We start from the raw sequence: 17,257 nt of genomic DNA on the forward strand, positions 1-17,257 counted from the left end.
GGAATTTGATTATAGTTTTGAAAATCGACACTTTTTTATCCATAAGAAAAGAGGAGATGTGACTCTCCCCTCTTTTTACGCTTTTTCTTGCGATTCTTTTCCAAGCTTTACATCAATTGTTCCTTCTGCAACTGTATCGCTAATTTGCTCCTCAATAACCGATTGAGATGTAGCATTCGTTTCAGAAGTATAAGCTTGCTGTGCACCCTGTACATTTTGTTTATTTTGTTGTTTCGCCATTTTTCTTACCCTCCTTTTTATTCTTTCTTATTTTGAACAAAAAGCAGGGTTTTCATCAAAATATTGCGTTTCATTTTGAAATCATTACTTCTTCTTCAATTAATCTCATTGCTCTGACTCGTTTCGTAAATGTTGCGATATGAGAGATACCATGTGTTCGTAATGTTTGCACATTTTCTTTTACATACTTCCCTAAATCATTCGGATAATGTGCATCCGAAGAAACCGTAATGGGAACTCCATATTTAGCTAACACTTGTAGATAGAGCGGACTTGGACACATTTCACGGACAGGATAGCGATAGTACAATCCTGCATTTATTTCTGTTGCAGTATTCGTGTCTACTAACGCACGAGCAATTTCCTTATAGTAAGAAAGCTGCTCATTCTCATCCAACCTGTAATTAAATACTTTTATATTATCTAGATGAGCTATAATATCAAATAGCTCAGAGCGAACCGCACACTCAACAGTTTTGAAAAACGTATCATATAATGCATGTAAATCGTGTTCCTCAAAATACTCCTTCGTATCTGGATTATCGAAACCCCACCCGTTTAGAAAATGAACAGAACCAATTACATAATCAAAGTCTCCTAGCGCTAATAAGTTTTTCAGCTCTTCTTCACAACCAATAAAATAATCCGCCTCAATTCCAAGTTTAAGTGTGACGCCTTTTTTACTCCAACGTTCTTTCGCTTCTTCAATCGCCTTTGTAAAATCGTATAGTGAAACGACTCTTACTTGGTCTAACCATTCCTTTTGTAAACGACCAAGCTTTGAATCACTAATATCTACATATTTTTCATAATATCCTTTCGCCTCATGAAAACGATATAAATGATCAACAATCCCAACTTCTTTTATACCTTTTCGCAACGCTTCTTCTAAATATAAATCAATCCATTTTGCTGTAAATGGTCCTTCCTTCACACGTCTTTGCAAACGCTCTTGTGTTTTCATAAGCCAATCGATAGAATGCCTTTTTTCTTGAAGCGGTTCATAATATTCCATTGCTTCATTTATTTTAGCAAGCCACCCTATTGAATAAGGTCCTTCTTCTAAATGAAGGTGGTAATCCACTTTCATATGTATTCCCCCTTATAATGTATCTATTTCTTTTCGATCCCCTACTCTCGAAAGCTTTCCATTTCGTTCTTTTATTTCTCGCATGACATCTTCCAATGCGATATTTTTTTCAGCTAATAGAACAAAACAGTGATACAACACATCAACCATTTCTTTTACGAGTTCATCTTTATCATTATTTTTAGATGCGATGATTACTTCCGCACACTCCTCTCCAATCTTCTTTAAAATTTTATCTTCTCCTTTTGAAAATAAATAATTTGTATATGATTCAGGTAATGGATTTCTCTTTCGCCCTTCAATTGTTTCAAATAATACTTTCAGATTATCTTCCATATGTATCCCCCTATATAATTTTATAGTGAAAACATGTTTTCTCTCCCGTGTGGCAGGCAGGTCCTACTTGCTTTACGACGATAACAATTGAATCTTGATCACAATCTAAATAAAGCGATTGTACATATTGGACATTTCCTGACGTTTCTCCTTTATTCCATAACGATTGTCTCGAGCGAGAATAAAACCACGTTTTTTTCGTTTTCAGCGTTTTTTCATATGCTTCTTCATTCATATAAGCTAGCATTAAAACTTCTTTTGTATGTTCCTCAATCACAACCGCTGGCAGTAATCCTTTTGAAAAGTTAGGTTTCATAGCCGCACCTCAACGTTAGCTTCTCTTAACTTTCTCTTTACACTCTGCATAGTTTCCTCACCGTAGTGAAAGATGGATGCCGCTAATGCTGCATCGACTGTTGTCTTTTGAAAGACTTCTATAATGTGATCAGCATGACCACATCCACCTGACGCAATGACTGGAACAGAAACACTTTTTGAAATTTCTTCTGTTAACTGAAGATCATATCCATTTTTCGTTCCATCCGCATCCATACTCGTTAACAAAATTTCACCTGTCCCTAGCTCGACAACGCGCTTCGCCCATTCTATCGCATCTATCCCTGTATCAACTCTGCCTCCGTTCACGTATACATTCCACCTATCTTCCGCTACTTTTCTAGCATCAATTGCTGTGACAATACATTGTGAGCCAAAATGTTCTGCTCCTTCCTGAATTATCCTTGGATTCCGTATAGCTGCTGAATTAATCGAAATTTTATCCGCACCAGATCTTAGTAAATTATATATATCTTGAACATTAGAAATCCCTCCGCCTACTGTAAGAGGAATAAATATTTTTGAGGCCGTTTTTTCTACAACATCCAGAATCGTTTTTCTTCCTTCGTGCGTCGCAGTAATATCCAAAAATACAATTTCATCGGCTCCCGCATCATTATATAAAGCAGCTATTTCGACAGGATCACCAACGTCTCGTAATCCTATAAAATTCACCCCTTTTACGACTCTTCCTTCTTTCACATCTAGACATGGAATAATTCGTTTCGCTAACATAACTTTGTTACCTGTAACACTTCTTCTAAATCAATCGTTTTCTCATAAAATGCCTTTCCAATTATGACGCCGTATATGTTCATAGCTTTTAATTTTCTTACATCTTGAATAGTTGCCACTCCTCCAGAAGCGATAAGACGAATATCAACACTATTTTGTAATGACGTTAATTGCTCAAAATTCGGTCCTGCAAGCGTCCCGTCTTTCGAAATATCCGTAAACACAAGTGTTTGAACACCCAATTTTTCCATCTGTTTCGCTAAATCAATATAAGAAATTTCAGACACATCAAGCCAACCCCTCGTTGCTACAAAACCATTTTTCGCATCAATTCCAACGATAATTTTCTCTTTATATAAACGAATCGCTTCTTCTAAAAATGACTTATCATAAAGGGCAGCTGTTCCTAAAATCACCTTATCTACACCGACTAATAATAACTTCTCCACTGCTGCAAGTGATCGAACCCCTCCTCCAACTTGCACGGGAATACGTATCGCTCTGCATACCCTTTCAATGACGGACAAATTTAATGACTCTCCAGCAATTGCACCATCTAAATCGACAATGTGTAGCCTTCTCGCTCCAAGTTTTTCAAATATAATTGCTTGTGCCACCGGATCTTCATTCATGACAGTTTCTTTACTAAACTCTCCTTGATAAAGTCTAACGCATCGCCCTTCCTTTAAATCGATAGCTGGGAAAATTTCCATTCTTCTACCACTCCTTTAAAATTCTTTAAAATACGTATTCCAATCTCTCCACTTTTTTCAGGATGAAACTGCGCACCAAATACATTTCCTTTCGCTACAAAACCAGGTACGCGCACTCCATATTCACTTGCCCCACATACAATTTCATCCGGACAATCCGCATAATAAGAATGAACATAGTATACGAAGGCACTGTCTTCTATCCCATTCCAAAGCGGAAACTCCCTTTCTTTCGTTAATTCATTCCACCCCATATGCGGGATTTTATAAGGAACTTTTAACTTTCGAATAACACCAGGCAATAAGTGTAATCCACTACATTCTTTTAATTCCTCACTTTTTTCAAATAAAAGCTGCATTCCTAAACATATACCAAGGAGCGGTTTCCCTATATCCCCAATTTCTTTAAGTACACACACTAAATCTTTTTCTTCTAATACGTCCATCGCTTTCGGAAATGCGCCTACTCCCGGTAAAATAACTCCATCACTTCCCAATATTTCTTCCTTATCACTCGTTACGACATACTCTGCTCCAACGTATTGTAATGCTTGTTCTACACTGCGAATATTCCCCATGCCATAATCTATAATGGAAATCAATTACAACATCCCCTTCGTTGAATTTACACCAGTAATATTGGCATTTTTATCGACTGCCTCTCTAAGCGCTCGACCAAATGCTTTAAATAAAGCTTCAATTTTGTGATGTGTATTACTTCCGTATAGAATGCGAGCATGTAATGTAATATTGGCAGCATGAGCAACTGCTCTAAAAAATTCTTCTGTTAGTTCTGTATCAAAATCCCCAAGCTTCGGATTAGTTAATTCCCCTTGAAATACAATATACGAGCGCCCACTTATATCAATAGCGACAAATCCTAAAGACTCATCCATCGGTACATAAGCCGATCCGTACCTATTAATCCCTTCTTTATTTTGCAATGCTTCTTTCAAACAATTTCCGAGTACAATTCCTACATCTTCAACTGTATGATGAGCGTCGACAAATACATCCCCTTCCGCTTCAACTTGCAAACCAAATCTTCCATGTCTTGCAAACAAAGTTAGCATATGATCGAAGAAACCCACTCCCGTCTGCACAGAAACATTCGTACTTTCATCGAGCTGCAAACTTAGTTTAATTTTTGTTTCTGTCGTTTCACGTACTTGACTGAACTCACGCATTATTTTTCCTCCTTGAATCTAATTTGGATTGCTCTCGCATGTGCATGCAAACCTTCTTTATTTGCTAGTTCAACAATATGATGTTGTACACTCTTTAGCGCTTCTTCTGTATAAGAAACGAAGCTTGACTTTTTTACAAAATCATCGACTGATAACGGAGAGAAGAATCTTGCCGTTCCACTCGTCGGTAACACGTGATTCGGTCCTGCCAAATAATCACCGAGCGGCTCAGGTGTATATGGTCCAAGGAAAATAGATCCTGCATGCTTCACATAAGCTAGAGCATTCATCGGTTCTTTTATATGTAACTCTAAATGTTCCGGAGCGATTTCATTTGATAATTGGAATGCCTTTTCTAATGAAGGAACAACACAAATTGCTCCATTTCTTTTTATAGCTTCACGAGCAATCTCACTTCTTGGTAATGTCCCTAACTGTCTTTCAATCTCTCTTTCTACTCCTTTTGCTAGCTCTATATTCGTTGTAATACAAATCGCTGTTGCTCTTTCGTCATGCTCTGCCTGTGACAATAAATCAGCAGCAATATAATTGGCATTCCCTGTTTCATCAGCAATAACTACAATTTCTGATGGACCAGCAATCATATCGATATTTACTATTCCATATACTTCTCGCTTCGCTAGAGCAACATACAAATTTCCCGGTCCAACTATTTTATCCACTTTCGGAATCGATTCCGTCCCATACGCTAAAGCAGCAATTGCTTGCGCACCACCGGCCATATAAATTTCATCTACCCCCGCAAGATTTGCGGCCGCTAATATATGTGGGTCAATTCCTTCTTCTCTCGGCGGTGTTGCCATTATAATTTTTTTCACACCTGCGATTTTGGCTGGTAATACATTCATTAATACGGATGAAGGGTAAGCAGCCGTACCGCCCGGCACATATACACCTACATTTTCTAACGGCTGAATGAGTTGCCCTCTAATTACCCCCTCACTCACGCAGTCAAACATCGATTGCCTCTTTTGCTTTTCGTGATAGGAGACAATGTTTCTCTTCGCTTCTTGCAACGCTTCTAAAAAAGAATGTTCCACTAACATACTCGCTTTTTTTATCTCTTCCTCACTTACACGAAAATTTGCAACCTCCACACCATCAAACTTTTTTGTGTACAAAGATAAAGCCTCATCTTTACTCTCTCTTACGTTTTGAACAATTTCTCTTACACTTCTTTGAACAGTTTCTTCTATTATATTAGCTTTTTCTCTTAGCACTTTTATTTTCGTTAATGCCTCTTTGAAATCTTCATAAATGATTTCCATTTTAATCCTCCTATTTCCCTGACAAAATTTCTTGCTCCATCATATTTATAATACTGAATATTTCGTCTTTTTTGGTTTTTAAAGCTGCCTTATTTACAATTACTCGAGCTGATATAGAATACATTTCCTCAAATACAATGAGTCCATTCTCTTGTAATGTTTTTCCCGTTTCAACAATATCAACAATTGCATCTGCTAATCCTAAAAGAGGAGCAATTTCTACAGAACCTTCTATTTTTATTATTTCTACATCTTCCCCCTTTTCGTGAAAATAATTGGAAGTGATATGCGGATATTTCGTAGCAATTCGTTTCTTCCGGTAACTCTTCGGATTATACGTAGGAATAGAAGCGACACAAAACTTGCACATCCCCACGCCTAAATCTACCATTTCATATACATCTTTCTCGTTTTCCATTAAAATATCTTTTCCAACAACACCGATGTCAGCCACGCCATGTTCTACATAAGTAGCAACATCTACCGCTTTCACTAAAATAAATGAAATATTTGTGTTCTTACTTTGAAAGACAAGCTTTCTCCCTTTATCTTTAAGCTCTGAACAATCAATTCCAATTTGCTCAAACAATGGAATCACATGCTTTTCTAGCCTTCCTTTCGTTAACGCAATTTGAATGTTACGCATGAAGTCTCCCCTTCTTTCTGAACGACCCATTTCTCTTTCCAAACATATTCCACTAATGATTCATTCTTTGCCTCAACGACCGTTACGATTTTATTTTTTCTCGCAAATTGAAAGGTGTCGTTTAAATTAGAGAATAGAGATAACCTAGCATTCTTTCCATCCTTTCGAAGTAAGGTTCGTAATCTTTCTGCTTCCGCTACTCTATTTAACTCATAATGAATCAGCATATCTATTGACTCTCGTTCATACGATACTTGCTGCTCTTGCAATGCCTTAACGATTTGATTTACTTGTACCGCGAGTCCAACCGCCGACACCATATCGCCAAAATTGCCAATTAACTCATCGTATCTTCCGCCACTAACAATCTCTTCTCCAATTTCATATATATAACCTTTGAAAATAACACCCGTATAATAATCCAAATGTTGAATCATCCCTAAATCAATAGATATGTAAGATCCATATCCGAGTTTTTCAATTGCTTCATATATTTCTTTCACTCTTGCAATGGCCATTTTCATTTCATTACTTGAAGCAAGTTTTTCCGCTTCCTCAATCACTTCTAAATTTCCAAATAACCTTGGCAATTTCTCAAGTAAGCTTACTGTTTCATTAGAGCGGTCTAATCTCCTTTCTTCGATAAAATTTGAGAGGGCAGCGTAATTCTTACTTTCTATATAAGTTCTAAGTACTTTCTCTTCTTCATCATGGATGGAGAGTTTTTTTACAATACATTTATATAACTGTACTTGCCCAATCTCAATTGTAAAAGATTTCACCTTCAACTTTTGAAGTGCTTGAATGACACTTATTACACATTCAATTTCAGCTCTTACATTATCGATCCCGATAATTTCAATACCACTTTGCACGATTTCATTATACTTTCCAGAATGGGACTCATTCGCTCGAAATACATTCCCGCTATACGTCACTTTAAGTGGCGTATCCCATCTCTGCGTTCCAATCACTCTCGCTAAAGGAATCGTCATATCAGGACGCAGTACAATAATCCGTCCCTTTTCATCAAAAAATTTATACATCTTCTCTTCATCTATCGGCCGATTTTGAAAAGCAAACACATCATAAAACTCAATTGTAGGTGTCCTTATTTCCTCATAGCCTCTCTCTAAAAATGTACGCCTTAAATTTTGTTCCACTTCCTCGATTAACGTACACTCTTCAAATAAATAATCTCTCGTTCCATTCGGATTTGCCCTTTTCCACTTTGTCATCTAAATTCTCACACCTTTCCCTTTCTAATGTATGCCCATTTCATTCACCTAAACCGAAAATAAAAAGAGCCTTGTAGACAAAATACCTACAAGGCTCTTTAGTAGAGTGTAGGTACAACGGGAATAACCCTTGTACCTACACGTTTTCACGCTAGGTTCAAGGGTTTCATGTATGATGATGTAGTTGTGTAAGCACTGTAATAGATTGTATTGTATTCATAATACTTACTCCCTTTCTCCTCTGATTTTCACATATTATATAACAGTTAATTCTGAATGTAAATACATTTTTAATATTCTGTTATCAATTAATATAAAACTACTTTTCTTTCATACTCTTTTATTTCTTGTTCATATTGCATTGTAATGCTAATTTCGTCTAAGCCATTTACTAATTTTTCTTTCCACATTTTTTCGATTGTGAAATGGAACCTGTGCGTATTCGTTGTAATTACTTCATTTTCTAAATCAACTTCAATTTGTTCTCGCGCATCCGTTTTAGCAAGTTGTTCACGCGTCTCTTTATCCATCACAATCGGTAACATACCATTCTTCATACAATTCATATAAAAAATATCTGCAAAACCACCCGCGATAATAACACGGAAACCATAATCAGCAAGTGCCCACGGAGCATGTTCTCTTGAAGAACCGCACCCAAAATTATCCCCAGTAATTAATATACTAGCTCCTTTTCTTTCTCGTGCATTCAGAGGAAAGTTAGGATTTTCATGACGGCCATTATCATATCGCCACTCATCAAATAAAAACTTTCCAAAACCGGTTCTTTCAATTCTCTTTAAATATTGCTTCGGAATAATTTGATCTGTATCAATGTTATCATTCATCAGTACTGCGGCAGTACCTTTATGAATACGAAATGGCTCCATCATAACTCTCCTTTCTAATATCAACAAAATGACCATATAACGCAGCCGCTGCCGCCATTGCCGGGCTAACTAAATGCGTTCGCGCCCCTTTTCCTTGTCTTCCTTCAAAATTTCGATTTGAAGTAGATGCACAATGTTCTCCTTCAGGTACTTGATCTGGATTCATTCCGAGACACATTGAACATCCGGGCTCTCTCCATTCAAATCCCGCTTCTTCAAATATGCGATGTAATCCTTTATGCATCGCAGCTTCTCTTACCCTTTGAGATCCAGGTACAACAAGTGCCCGCACACCTTCTTTTACCTTTTTACCTTTCACGACAGATGCGGCAATTTCTAAATCAGAAAGCCTGGAATTTGTACAAGATCCAATGAAAACATGTTGAACTGGAATGTCATACGTACTTTGACCAGGACTCAATCCCATATATGAAAATGCTCTTTCATCATTTGCATCATACTTTTCTGGCAATTTTTCATCAATGCGAACACCCATACTCGGATTTGTTCCCCACGTAACGTATGGTGCTAAACCTGAAACATCTATCGAAATATGTAAATCATAAATGGCATCTGAATCTGTATAAAGTTCTGACCATTTCTTCTTAATAGATTCATAGTCTTTCGGTGCATATTCACGCCCCTTTACGTAAGAAAATGTTTTTTCATCTGGCGCAATAATGCCAGCCTTTGCCCCCCCTTCAATTGCCATATTGCAAAGCGTCATCCTCTCTTCCATATCCATAGCATGAATTGTCTCTCCGTAAAACTCCATTACGTAACCTGTTCCAACTGCTACGCCGTACTTTGAAAGGAGATGCAAAATAATATCTTTAGCATAAACACCTTGCGGTAACTTTCCTTTTAACTCAATGCCCATTGCTTTCGGCTTTCGTTGCCACAGCGTTTGCGTTGCTAATACATGCTCCACTTCACTCGTACCAATACCAAATGCTAGCGCACCGAAAGCACCATGCGTTGCTGTATGACTATCACCACAGACAATCGTTTTCCCTGGTTGTGTAAGTCCAAGTTCTGGCCCAATAACATGAACGATCCCTTGTTCTTCATCACCAATATCCGCTAATGGCACCTGAAATTGTTTGCAATTTTCACGAAGTGTATCCAATTGCTGCTTCGCAATGCGATCAGTAATATTCCAAACATCTTTCGTTGGAATATTATGATCCATCGTTGCAAATGTTAAATCCGGTCTGCGGACTGTTCGATTTGCCAGCCGCAAGCCCTCAAAGGCTTGCGGTGACGTTACTTCATGAACGAGATGAAGATCAATATATAATAAGTCCAACCCATTTTCATTTGTCGCAACTACGTGTTTTTCCCAAAGCTTATCTAGCAACCTTTTCCCCATTATCTTCCTCTCCCTACTAGCGCTTGCTCTTCCATCTCTTGCATAACTGCCTTCGTAAATGAAGTTGTTGTCTCATCCCCTCCGATATCCGCTGTACATTTCCCTAATTTAAGCACTGCAGAAATTGCAGATTCAATTGCACATCCTTCTCTCGTTAATCCGAATGACTGCCCAAGCATCATTGCAACAGAACGCATCATTGCAATTGGATTCGCCTTATTTCTCCCCGCAATATCCGGTGCTGATCCGTGAATAGGCTCGTATAATGAAGGACCATTTTCAGCATGACTTGCTGATGGAAGCATCCCTAATGATCCAGCTAATACAGAAGCCTCATCACTTAAAATATCACCAAATAAATTTTCTGTTACAATAACATCGAAGCGTCCTGGATTCCGAATTAATTCCATAGCTGCCGCATCTACTAAAATGTGCTCTAATTCCACATTTGGATAGCGAAGTGCTACTTCCTCTGTTACAGTTCTCCATAGTTTACTAGACTCTAAAACATTTGCCTTATCAATTGATGTTACTTTTTTCTTCCTCTTACTCGCTAATTGAAAAGCATACGAAACGATACGTTCAATTTCATGGCGATGATACGTAAGTGTATCTGTCGCTACTTCTTCCGTTCGTTCTTTCGGATAAGAAAAATAGATTCCCCCTGTTAATTCCCGAACAACAACGAAATCAATTTCTTCAGCGTTTTTCAATGGGGATAAATGTGCAGTTTCACTTTCTACTGTTACAGGGCGAACATTCGCAAATACACCGAGTCCTTTTCTTAATGCTAATAATCCTTTCTCCGGCCTTTCTTTCGCACTATCCCAACGAGGTCCACCGACTGCTCCAAGTAAAACCGCATCGCTCGCTAAACAAGCGGCAAGTGTTCGCTGTGGTAATGGTTGCCCCGTTAAATCGATAGCAACACCACCAAAATGCTCATCTTGCAAATGAAAATGATGTCCATATAGCCTCTCTACCATATGCAATACTTCCTTCGCACTTTCCATAACTTCCGGGCCAACACCATCACCAGCTAAACAAACGATACGTTTTTCCAATTTCAACACTCCTTTTAACTGAATTTTCAGAACTTTAATGTGATAGATGAGGAAAGTTTCCCTCACCTATCAAACACTTACTTTACAAGTGATATATAAGATTTTAATTTCCCTGCTGCATGGACATAAGCTCTCGCCGATGCTTCCAATACGTCTTGCGCAACACCAAAACCTGATACTTGATGAGTTCCTTCTTTTAATTCAACATGAACATGAGCCAGTGCGTCTTGACCTTGTGTAATAGATTGTATGCGATAATCCGCCAATTCACATTCTAATCCTAAAATTCTTTGGATTGCATTATAAATTGCCTCAATACTTCCAGAACCAGTTGCTGCATCTTCGTATACATTTCCTTCCTCATCTTTCAGGACGACTGTCGCACATTGTGTGCTATTTGATACGAAATGTACTTGCAATTGTTTAATGTTATATTGCTGCGCCGCAAATGCTGCTTCACCAAGCATAAGCGCACGTAAATCTTCTTCGGTAATTTCCTTTTTACGATCTGCTAATTTTTTAAATGCTTCAAATACCGTATCACGCTCTTCATTGGTAAACTCATAACCAAGCTCTTTCATTTTTTCCGTAAACGCATGACGCCCAGAATGTTTACCAAGTACAAATAGGTTTTGAGATTCTCCTATAAGTGACGGTTCAATAATTTCATATGTCGTTACTTCCTTTAAAACACCATCTTGATGAATACCTGATTCGTGAGCAAAAGCATTTGCTCCAACGATTGCTTTATTTTTCGGTACAACCATACCTGTTAAACGACTTACTAACGTACTTGTCGATTTAATCTCTTTTAGCGTCATAGAAGACTCCACTTTATAGAAATCTTTTCTAATATGAAGCGCAACCGCAACTTCTTCTAAGGCCGCATTCCCTGCTCTTTCTCCAATTCCATTAATTGTTCCTTCCACTTGCAGCGCTCCACCTTCAACCGCAGCTAATGAATTTGCTACTGCCATCCCAAGATCATCGTGACAATGACAAGAAAATATTGCTTTTTCATAGGATGGAACGGATTCTTGTAAATATTTAAAAAGAGAATAATATTCTTCTGGATTCGTATATCCAACTGTATCTGGAATATTAATTACATTCGCTCCTGCACGAATCGCAACTTCTACTGCTTCAGCTAAAAAATCTCTCGATGTTCTTGTCGCATCTTCTGCAGAAAATTGTACTGTCGGAAATAACGATTTCCCGAGTGTAACCGAGCGATAAATGCTATCTAGCACATCTTCTTTCGACATACAAAGCTTATATTTCATATGAATGTCACTCGTAGCTAAAAATACATGTAAACGAGGAGATACAGCACCCTTCACAGCTTCATAGGCTCTTCGAATATCACTTTCTTTCGCCCTAGCTAGACTCATAACCGTAGCATTTTGAATTGTATTTGCAATACGTTTTACCGATTGGAAGTCACCTTCGGAAGCTGCTGCGAATCCAGCCTCCATGACATTAATGCCAAGTCGCTCAAGTTGTTTTGCAATTTGCAATTTCTCTTGTTCATTTAAATTAACTCCTGGTGATTGTTCGCCATCACGAAGCGTCGTATCCATGAACAAAACCTGCTTCATATTATTTAATCCCTACCTTTACTCGCGGCTGTACGAAAGGCATCATTTCACGTAATTTACGTCCAACTACTTCGATTTCATGTTCATTTTCTTTCTCATTTGTCGCATTGAATTGAGGTCTTCCTGCTTTATGCTCCGCAATCCAGCCCCTTGCAAATGTGCCATCTTGAATTTCCGCTAGTACTTCCCCCATCGCTTTCTTCGTATCTTCAGTCACAACACGTGGCCCGGATACGAAGTCTCCCCACTGTGCTGTATCTGAAACTGAATATCTCATATTTTCAAGCCCACCTTCATACATAAGGTCAACAATGAGTTTCAGTTCATGTAAACATTCAAAATATGCAAGTTCAGGTTGATAGCCCGCATCAACTAATGTTTCAAACCCTGCTTTTACAAGCGCAGTCACGCCTCCACAAAGTACTGCTTGCTCTCCAAATAAGTCTGTTTCTGTTTCTTCTTTAAACGTCGTTTCTAATACACCAGCTCTCGTCGCTCCAATTCCATCAGCATAAGAAAGTGCCTTTTCAGTCGCAACTCCTGTTGCATCTTGATATACTGCAAATAATGCTGGAACAGCCCCGCCCTCACTAAACGTACGGCGTACTAGATGTCCTGGACCTTTCGGCGCCACTAGAAATACATCTACATTCGCTGGTGGTTTCACTTGATCAAAGTGAACATTAAATCCATGTGCGAACACGAGAGAATTTCCTGCCTGTAAATTTGGTGCAATTTCTGCCTCATATACTTCCGGCTGCAGTTCATCTGGTAGTAAAATCATTACTACATCTGCCTGTTTTGCCGCTTCCCCTACTGTATATACAGAAAACCCATCTTCTTTGGCTTTATCCCAAGACTTACCTTTCCTTAATCCCACTACTACATCAAATCCGTTATCGCGTAAGTTTTGTGCATGAGCATGACCTTGTGAGCCATATCCGATAATCGCTACTTTCTTTTCCTTTAATACATTTACCGTTACATCTTTTTCATAATAAACTTTTGCCATTTTCTTTTCCCCCTATATTTAAATGATTATTGAATTAACATAACTTGCTTATCTTGCTTTTTCATACTACGTGTAAAGGCTGTTACACCCGTTCTAGCGATTTCTTTCAAACCGTATGGTCGAAGCAATTCAATTAACGCCTCTACTTTATCCTGTGTACCTGTTACTTGCACAACTATGGAATCCTTCCCAACATCTATTACAGCGGCTCGAAACGGTTCAATCAAACTATATAATTCCGCCCTCGCTACAGAAGTTGCTACTTTAATAAGAGCAAGCTCTCTAGCAATCATCGCTTCTTCTGTAATATCTGATACTTTCAGAACATCAATTTGCTTATGAAGCTGTTTAATTAACTGCTCCACTTGCTGTTCATTTTCAACATGCACAACTATCGTCATCCGCGAAATGTCCGATGATTCCGTATGACCTACTGAAATACTTTCAATATTAAAGTGCCTTCGTGTCATAACGCCTGTAATTCGGTTTAACACACCACTTTGATTACGAACTGTCGCTGTAACAATTCTCTTCACCTTTTTTCCACTCCCTCCATTTGGTGAACACCTTTCCCTGGTGCAACCATCGGCATAACCTTCTCAGATTGAAGTACACGGCAATCAATTACGACTGGTTCTTGTAATTCAATCGCTTGCTGTAATTGCTTCTTTGCAAGAAGTGGATCATCAATACGAACACCTTTTATGCCATACGCATTCGCAAGAGCGACGAAATCTGGTTGACATGGCAATAAAGAATGTGAATACCTTTGATTATAAAATTCATCTTGCCATTGCCTTACCATTCCTAAAGCTTCATTATTTAAAATAAACACTTTAACCGGCAAAGAATGTTCTTTTAATACACTTAATTCTTGCAATGTCATTTGAAACCCAGCATCACCTACAATTGCAATGACTAGTTCATCAGGCTTCGCGATTTGTGCACCAATTGCTGCTGGAAATCCAAATCCCATCGTTCCTAATCCTCCAGAAGTTACCCATTTATCTGGATCTTTCAACTGATAATATTGCGCTGCCCACATTTGATGTTGTCCAACGTCTGTTGTTACAATCGCTTCTCCTTTCGTAATTTCATATAACATATCAATCGCATATTGAGGTTTAATACTTTCAGAATTCCGTTTATAAGATAATGGATACTTTTCTTTTCTATCCTTTAATAAAGAAAGCCATTCATGATGATTTTCTTTCTCTCTTTCTGATTGAAGTATTACTTCCAGCGCCCGCTTAGCACTTGCAACAATAGGAATTTCAGTCGGAACATTTTTCCCTATTTCTGCTGGATCAATATCAATATGTGCGATAGTCGCCTCTTTAGCAAAATAAGCTAAATTTCCAGTAAGACGATCATCAAATCTTGCACCTATATTAATCAATAAGTCACATTCATATAACGCCATATTCGCTGTGTAAGAACCATGCATTCCTCCCATTCCTAAAAATAGTTCATCATCTGGTGGAAAACCACCAAGACCAAGTAATGTATGCACAACAGGAATTTCATATTTTCGAGCAAAACTTGTTAATTCTTTTGAGGCTTTCGCATGCAATACACCTGCTCCAGCTAAAATTAACGGCTTTTTCGCAACCCTAATTGCTTGTAATAATTTGTTTATTTGAAGTAAGTTCGGTTCATAATTTGGATTGTAACCTGGCAAATCCATTTGTACGTCATTACATCGTTCCCCTTGCTCTACTACCATATCTTTCGGAAGATCAATAACGACTGGGCCTGGTCGTCCTGTTCTAGCAATATGAAATGCTTCTTTAATAATTCGAGGTACGTCGGATGCTTTTCGTACTTGGTAATTATGTTTTGTCACCGGCATCGTAAGCCCCATAATATCCGCTTCTTGGAAAGCATCACTTCCAATTAACGTTGTTGCTACTTGACCTGTAAATACTACAAGTGGCAAGGAATCAATCATTGCGTCAGCTAAACCGGTAATAACATTTGTAGCGCCTGGCCCACTCGTCGCAATTACAACTCCTGGATTTCCAGTAATTCTGGCATATCCTTCAGCAGCGTGAATCGCACCTTGCTCATGCCTCGTTAAAATATGCGGAATTTCACAGTCATAAATTGCATCATATAAAGGTAAAACAGCACCTCCTGGATAACCGAAAATCACTTCTACTCCTTCCTTTTCAAGCGCTTCTAACAATAGCTGTGCACCAGTTGCTAGTTTCTCTTCCGTTTTTGAAGACATTTTTCTTATAAGCCCCCTTTTTCACACTTTTATACAATAAAAAAATCCTACGTCCACACTCCAGCTATGTGCTGAAGGGACGAAAGATTTCGCGGTACCACCCTTCTTTGCAAGAATACTCTTGCCTCAGTGACTCGGGATGAGTCTAGCTAATAACGGAGCTACCGTCTAAGCCTAGACAAACGCTTCAGCTTAGCACTCAAGGGCGATGTTCGTCGACGTGAACCATCGGTTTTCAGCAACCACCGACTCTCTGTGAGGCTTCACAATCAACTACTCCTCCCTATCAACGCTTTCTTATGTTATAAAGAGTTATTATCCAACTTTATTTTCTTCGTAAATCTTCTCTCCATCCGCTACGACTAGCTTTCGGAATTCTTCTAATAGACGATTCGTATGTGGACCCGTTTGCCCTAAACCAATCGTTCTACCATCTACTGTCGTAACAGCAATTACTTCAGCAGCCGTTCCTGTTAAAAAGACTTCATCAGCTACATATACATCGTGCCTTGTAAATAACTCTTCTCTAACGTCATATCCAAGTTTTTCACCTATTTCTAAAATCGCATTTCGAGTAATACCTTCTAACGCTCCAGCAGAACTTGGTGGTGTAATTAATTTATTTCCTTTTACAATAAATACGTTATCTCCTGATCCTTCCGCTACGTACCCTTGATCATTTAACATAAGTGCTTCTTGCACTCCAGCTAATTTCGCTTCGATGCGAACTAAAATATTATTTAAGTAATTTAAAGATTTGACTTGAGGTGATAAAACATCTGGACGATTTCGGCGTGTTGCAACTGTTACGACCGGAATCCCTTTTTCGTAATATTCTTGCGGAAATAAAGATAACTGTTCTGCGATTACTACTACATTCGGTTTCTTACAGGAATCAGGATCTAATCCAAGATTCCCAGATCCTCTTGATACAACGAGGCGGATATATCCATTAGATAGTTTATTTTGTCGAATCGTTTCAACAACGATTTTCGTTGTTTCTTCTAACGTGTACGGGATTTCTAACATGATGGATTTCGCTGATTCATATAACCGGACAAGATGTTCTCTCAAACGGAAAACATTACCGCTATATACCCTAATTCCTTCGAACACTCCATCGCCATATAAATAGCCATGATCATATACTGAAACTTTTGCTTCGTCTTTTGGAACAAATTCTCCATTTAAGAAAATCCATTGCTCGTTCACTGGAAAGCGCCCCCTATGTTCTATGAATTTTTTATTGTTTCCTAGTTTACTCTCCTTTCCAAATAA

19 protein-coding genes and 1 other annotated feature are annotated in these 17,257 nt (G+C 38.4%); all 19 genes read right to left on the minus strand.

Annotated features, from left to right (window positions below):
* Positions 1 to 75: 75 nt before the first annotated feature.
* The gene (locus DN410_RS01220; protein ID WP_149174983.1) at positions 76 to 240 is read right to left on the minus strand and encodes a YozQ family protein; all 165 of its coding nucleotides are present in this window, start codon (positions 238 to 240) and stop codon (positions 76 to 78) included.
* 70 nt (positions 241 to 310) lie between these two features.
* Positions 311 to 1,330 (minus strand): histidinol phosphate phosphatase domain-containing protein, encoded by a 1,020-nt coding sequence (locus DN410_RS01225; protein ID WP_149174984.1) that lies wholly within the window; start codon positions 1,328 to 1,330, stop codon positions 311 to 313.
* A 12-nt stretch (positions 1,331 to 1,342) separates the two neighbouring features.
* Positions 1,343 to 1,666 (minus strand): phosphoribosyl-ATP diphosphatase, encoded by a 324-nt coding sequence (gene hisE, locus DN410_RS01230; protein WP_149174985.1) that lies wholly within the window; start codon positions 1,664 to 1,666, stop codon positions 1,343 to 1,345.
* A gap of 10 nt (positions 1,667 to 1,676) precedes the next feature.
* A complete protein-coding gene (gene hisI / locus DN410_RS01235) occupies positions 1,677 to 1,982 on the minus strand; it encodes a phosphoribosyl-AMP cyclohydrolase (protein WP_149174986.1) in 306 nt (101 codons plus the stop codon).
* Positions 1,979 to 2,737, minus strand: a complete 759-nt coding sequence (gene hisF, locus DN410_RS01240) for an imidazole glycerol phosphate synthase subunit HisF (protein ID WP_149174987.1) — start codon at positions 2,735 to 2,737, stop codon at positions 1,979 to 1,981. Before hisF ends, hisI begins: the two co-directional genes overlap by 4 nt.
* Positions 2,731 to 3,450: a 1-(5-phosphoribosyl)-5-[(5-phosphoribosylamino)methylideneamino]imidazole-4-carboxamide isomerase gene (hisA, locus tag DN410_RS01245; RefSeq protein ID WP_149174988.1), complete on the minus strand. Its 720-nt coding sequence runs from the start codon at positions 3,448 to 3,450 to the stop codon at positions 2,731 to 2,733. The genes hisF and hisA overlap by 7 nt, the downstream gene beginning before the upstream one ends.
* Complete coding sequence (gene hisH, locus DN410_RS01250) at positions 3,423 to 4,052, minus strand: imidazole glycerol phosphate synthase subunit HisH (protein ID WP_149174989.1); 630 nt, start codon at positions 4,050 to 4,052, stop codon at positions 3,423 to 3,425. The genes hisA and hisH overlap by 28 nt, the downstream gene beginning before the upstream one ends.
* A complete protein-coding gene (gene hisB / locus DN410_RS01255; RefSeq protein WP_149174990.1) occupies positions 4,053 to 4,637 on the minus strand; it encodes an imidazoleglycerol-phosphate dehydratase HisB in 585 nt (194 codons plus the stop codon).
* Entirely contained in the window at positions 4,637 to 5,926 is a 1,290-nt protein-coding gene (gene hisD / locus DN410_RS01260) for a histidinol dehydrogenase (protein WP_149174991.1), read from the minus strand. Before hisD ends, hisB begins: the two co-directional genes overlap by 1 nt.
* A 10-nt stretch (positions 5,927 to 5,936) precedes the next feature.
* Entirely contained in the window at positions 5,937 to 6,572 is a 636-nt protein-coding gene (hisG, locus tag DN410_RS01265) for an ATP phosphoribosyltransferase (protein ID WP_149174992.1), read from the minus strand.
* On the minus strand, positions 6,548 to 7,810 hold the full coding sequence (locus tag DN410_RS01270; protein ID WP_149174993.1) for an ATP phosphoribosyltransferase regulatory subunit: 1,263 nt from the start codon (positions 7,808 to 7,810) through the stop codon (positions 6,548 to 6,550). Before DN410_RS01270 ends, hisG begins: the two co-directional genes overlap by 25 nt.
* Before the next feature lie 308 nt (positions 7,811 to 8,118).
* The gene (gene leuD / locus DN410_RS01275; protein WP_149174994.1) at positions 8,119 to 8,700 is read right to left on the minus strand and encodes a 3-isopropylmalate dehydratase small subunit; all 582 of its coding nucleotides are present in this window, start codon (positions 8,698 to 8,700) and stop codon (positions 8,119 to 8,121) included.
* Positions 8,678 to 10,072 carry a 3-isopropylmalate dehydratase large subunit gene (leuC, locus tag DN410_RS01280; protein WP_149174995.1) on the minus strand — a complete coding sequence of 465 codons (1,395 nt, stop codon included), beginning with the start codon at positions 10,070 to 10,072 and terminating at the stop codon, positions 8,678 to 8,680. The genes leuD and leuC overlap by 23 nt, the downstream gene beginning before the upstream one ends.
* The gene (gene leuB / locus DN410_RS01285) at positions 10,072 to 11,136 is read right to left on the minus strand and encodes a 3-isopropylmalate dehydrogenase (protein WP_071709854.1); all 1,065 of its coding nucleotides are present in this window, start codon (positions 11,134 to 11,136) and stop codon (positions 10,072 to 10,074) included. The genes leuC and leuB overlap by 1 nt, the downstream gene beginning before the upstream one ends.
* A gap of 77 nt (positions 11,137 to 11,213) precedes the next feature.
* Positions 11,214 to 12,734, minus strand: a complete 1,521-nt coding sequence (gene leuA, locus DN410_RS01290; RefSeq protein ID WP_149174996.1) for a 2-isopropylmalate synthase — start codon at positions 12,732 to 12,734, stop codon at positions 11,214 to 11,216.
* Position 12,735: 1 nt separating this feature from the next.
* On the minus strand, positions 12,736 to 13,746 hold the full coding sequence (gene ilvC, locus DN410_RS01295; protein ID WP_149174997.1) for a ketol-acid reductoisomerase: 1,011 nt from the start codon (positions 13,744 to 13,746) through the stop codon (positions 12,736 to 12,738).
* Positions 13,747 to 13,772: 26 nt separating this feature from the next.
* Positions 13,773 to 14,282, minus strand: a complete 510-nt coding sequence (gene ilvN / locus DN410_RS01300) for an acetolactate synthase small subunit (protein WP_000822946.1) — start codon at positions 14,280 to 14,282, stop codon at positions 13,773 to 13,775.
* A complete protein-coding gene (gene ilvB, locus DN410_RS01305; RefSeq protein WP_149174998.1) occupies positions 14,279 to 15,979 on the minus strand; it encodes an acetolactate synthase large subunit in 1,701 nt (566 codons plus the stop codon). Before ilvB ends, ilvN begins: the two co-directional genes overlap by 4 nt.
* A gap of 72 nt (positions 15,980 to 16,051) precedes the next feature.
* Positions 16,052 to 16,278, minus strand: a binding site (T-box leader).
* A gap of 16 nt (positions 16,279 to 16,294) precedes the next feature.
* Positions 16,295 to 17,191 (minus strand): branched-chain-amino-acid transaminase, encoded by an 897-nt coding sequence (gene ilvE, locus DN410_RS01310; protein WP_001005502.1) that lies wholly within the window; start codon positions 17,189 to 17,191, stop codon positions 16,295 to 16,297.
* Positions 17,192 to 17,257 lie beyond the last annotated feature (66 nt).

Source organism: Bacillus sp. SH5-2, assembly GCF_008368905.1.
GTDB classification, from domain to species: Bacteria; Bacillota; Bacilli; order Bacillales; family Bacillaceae_G; genus Bacillus_A; species Bacillus_A luti.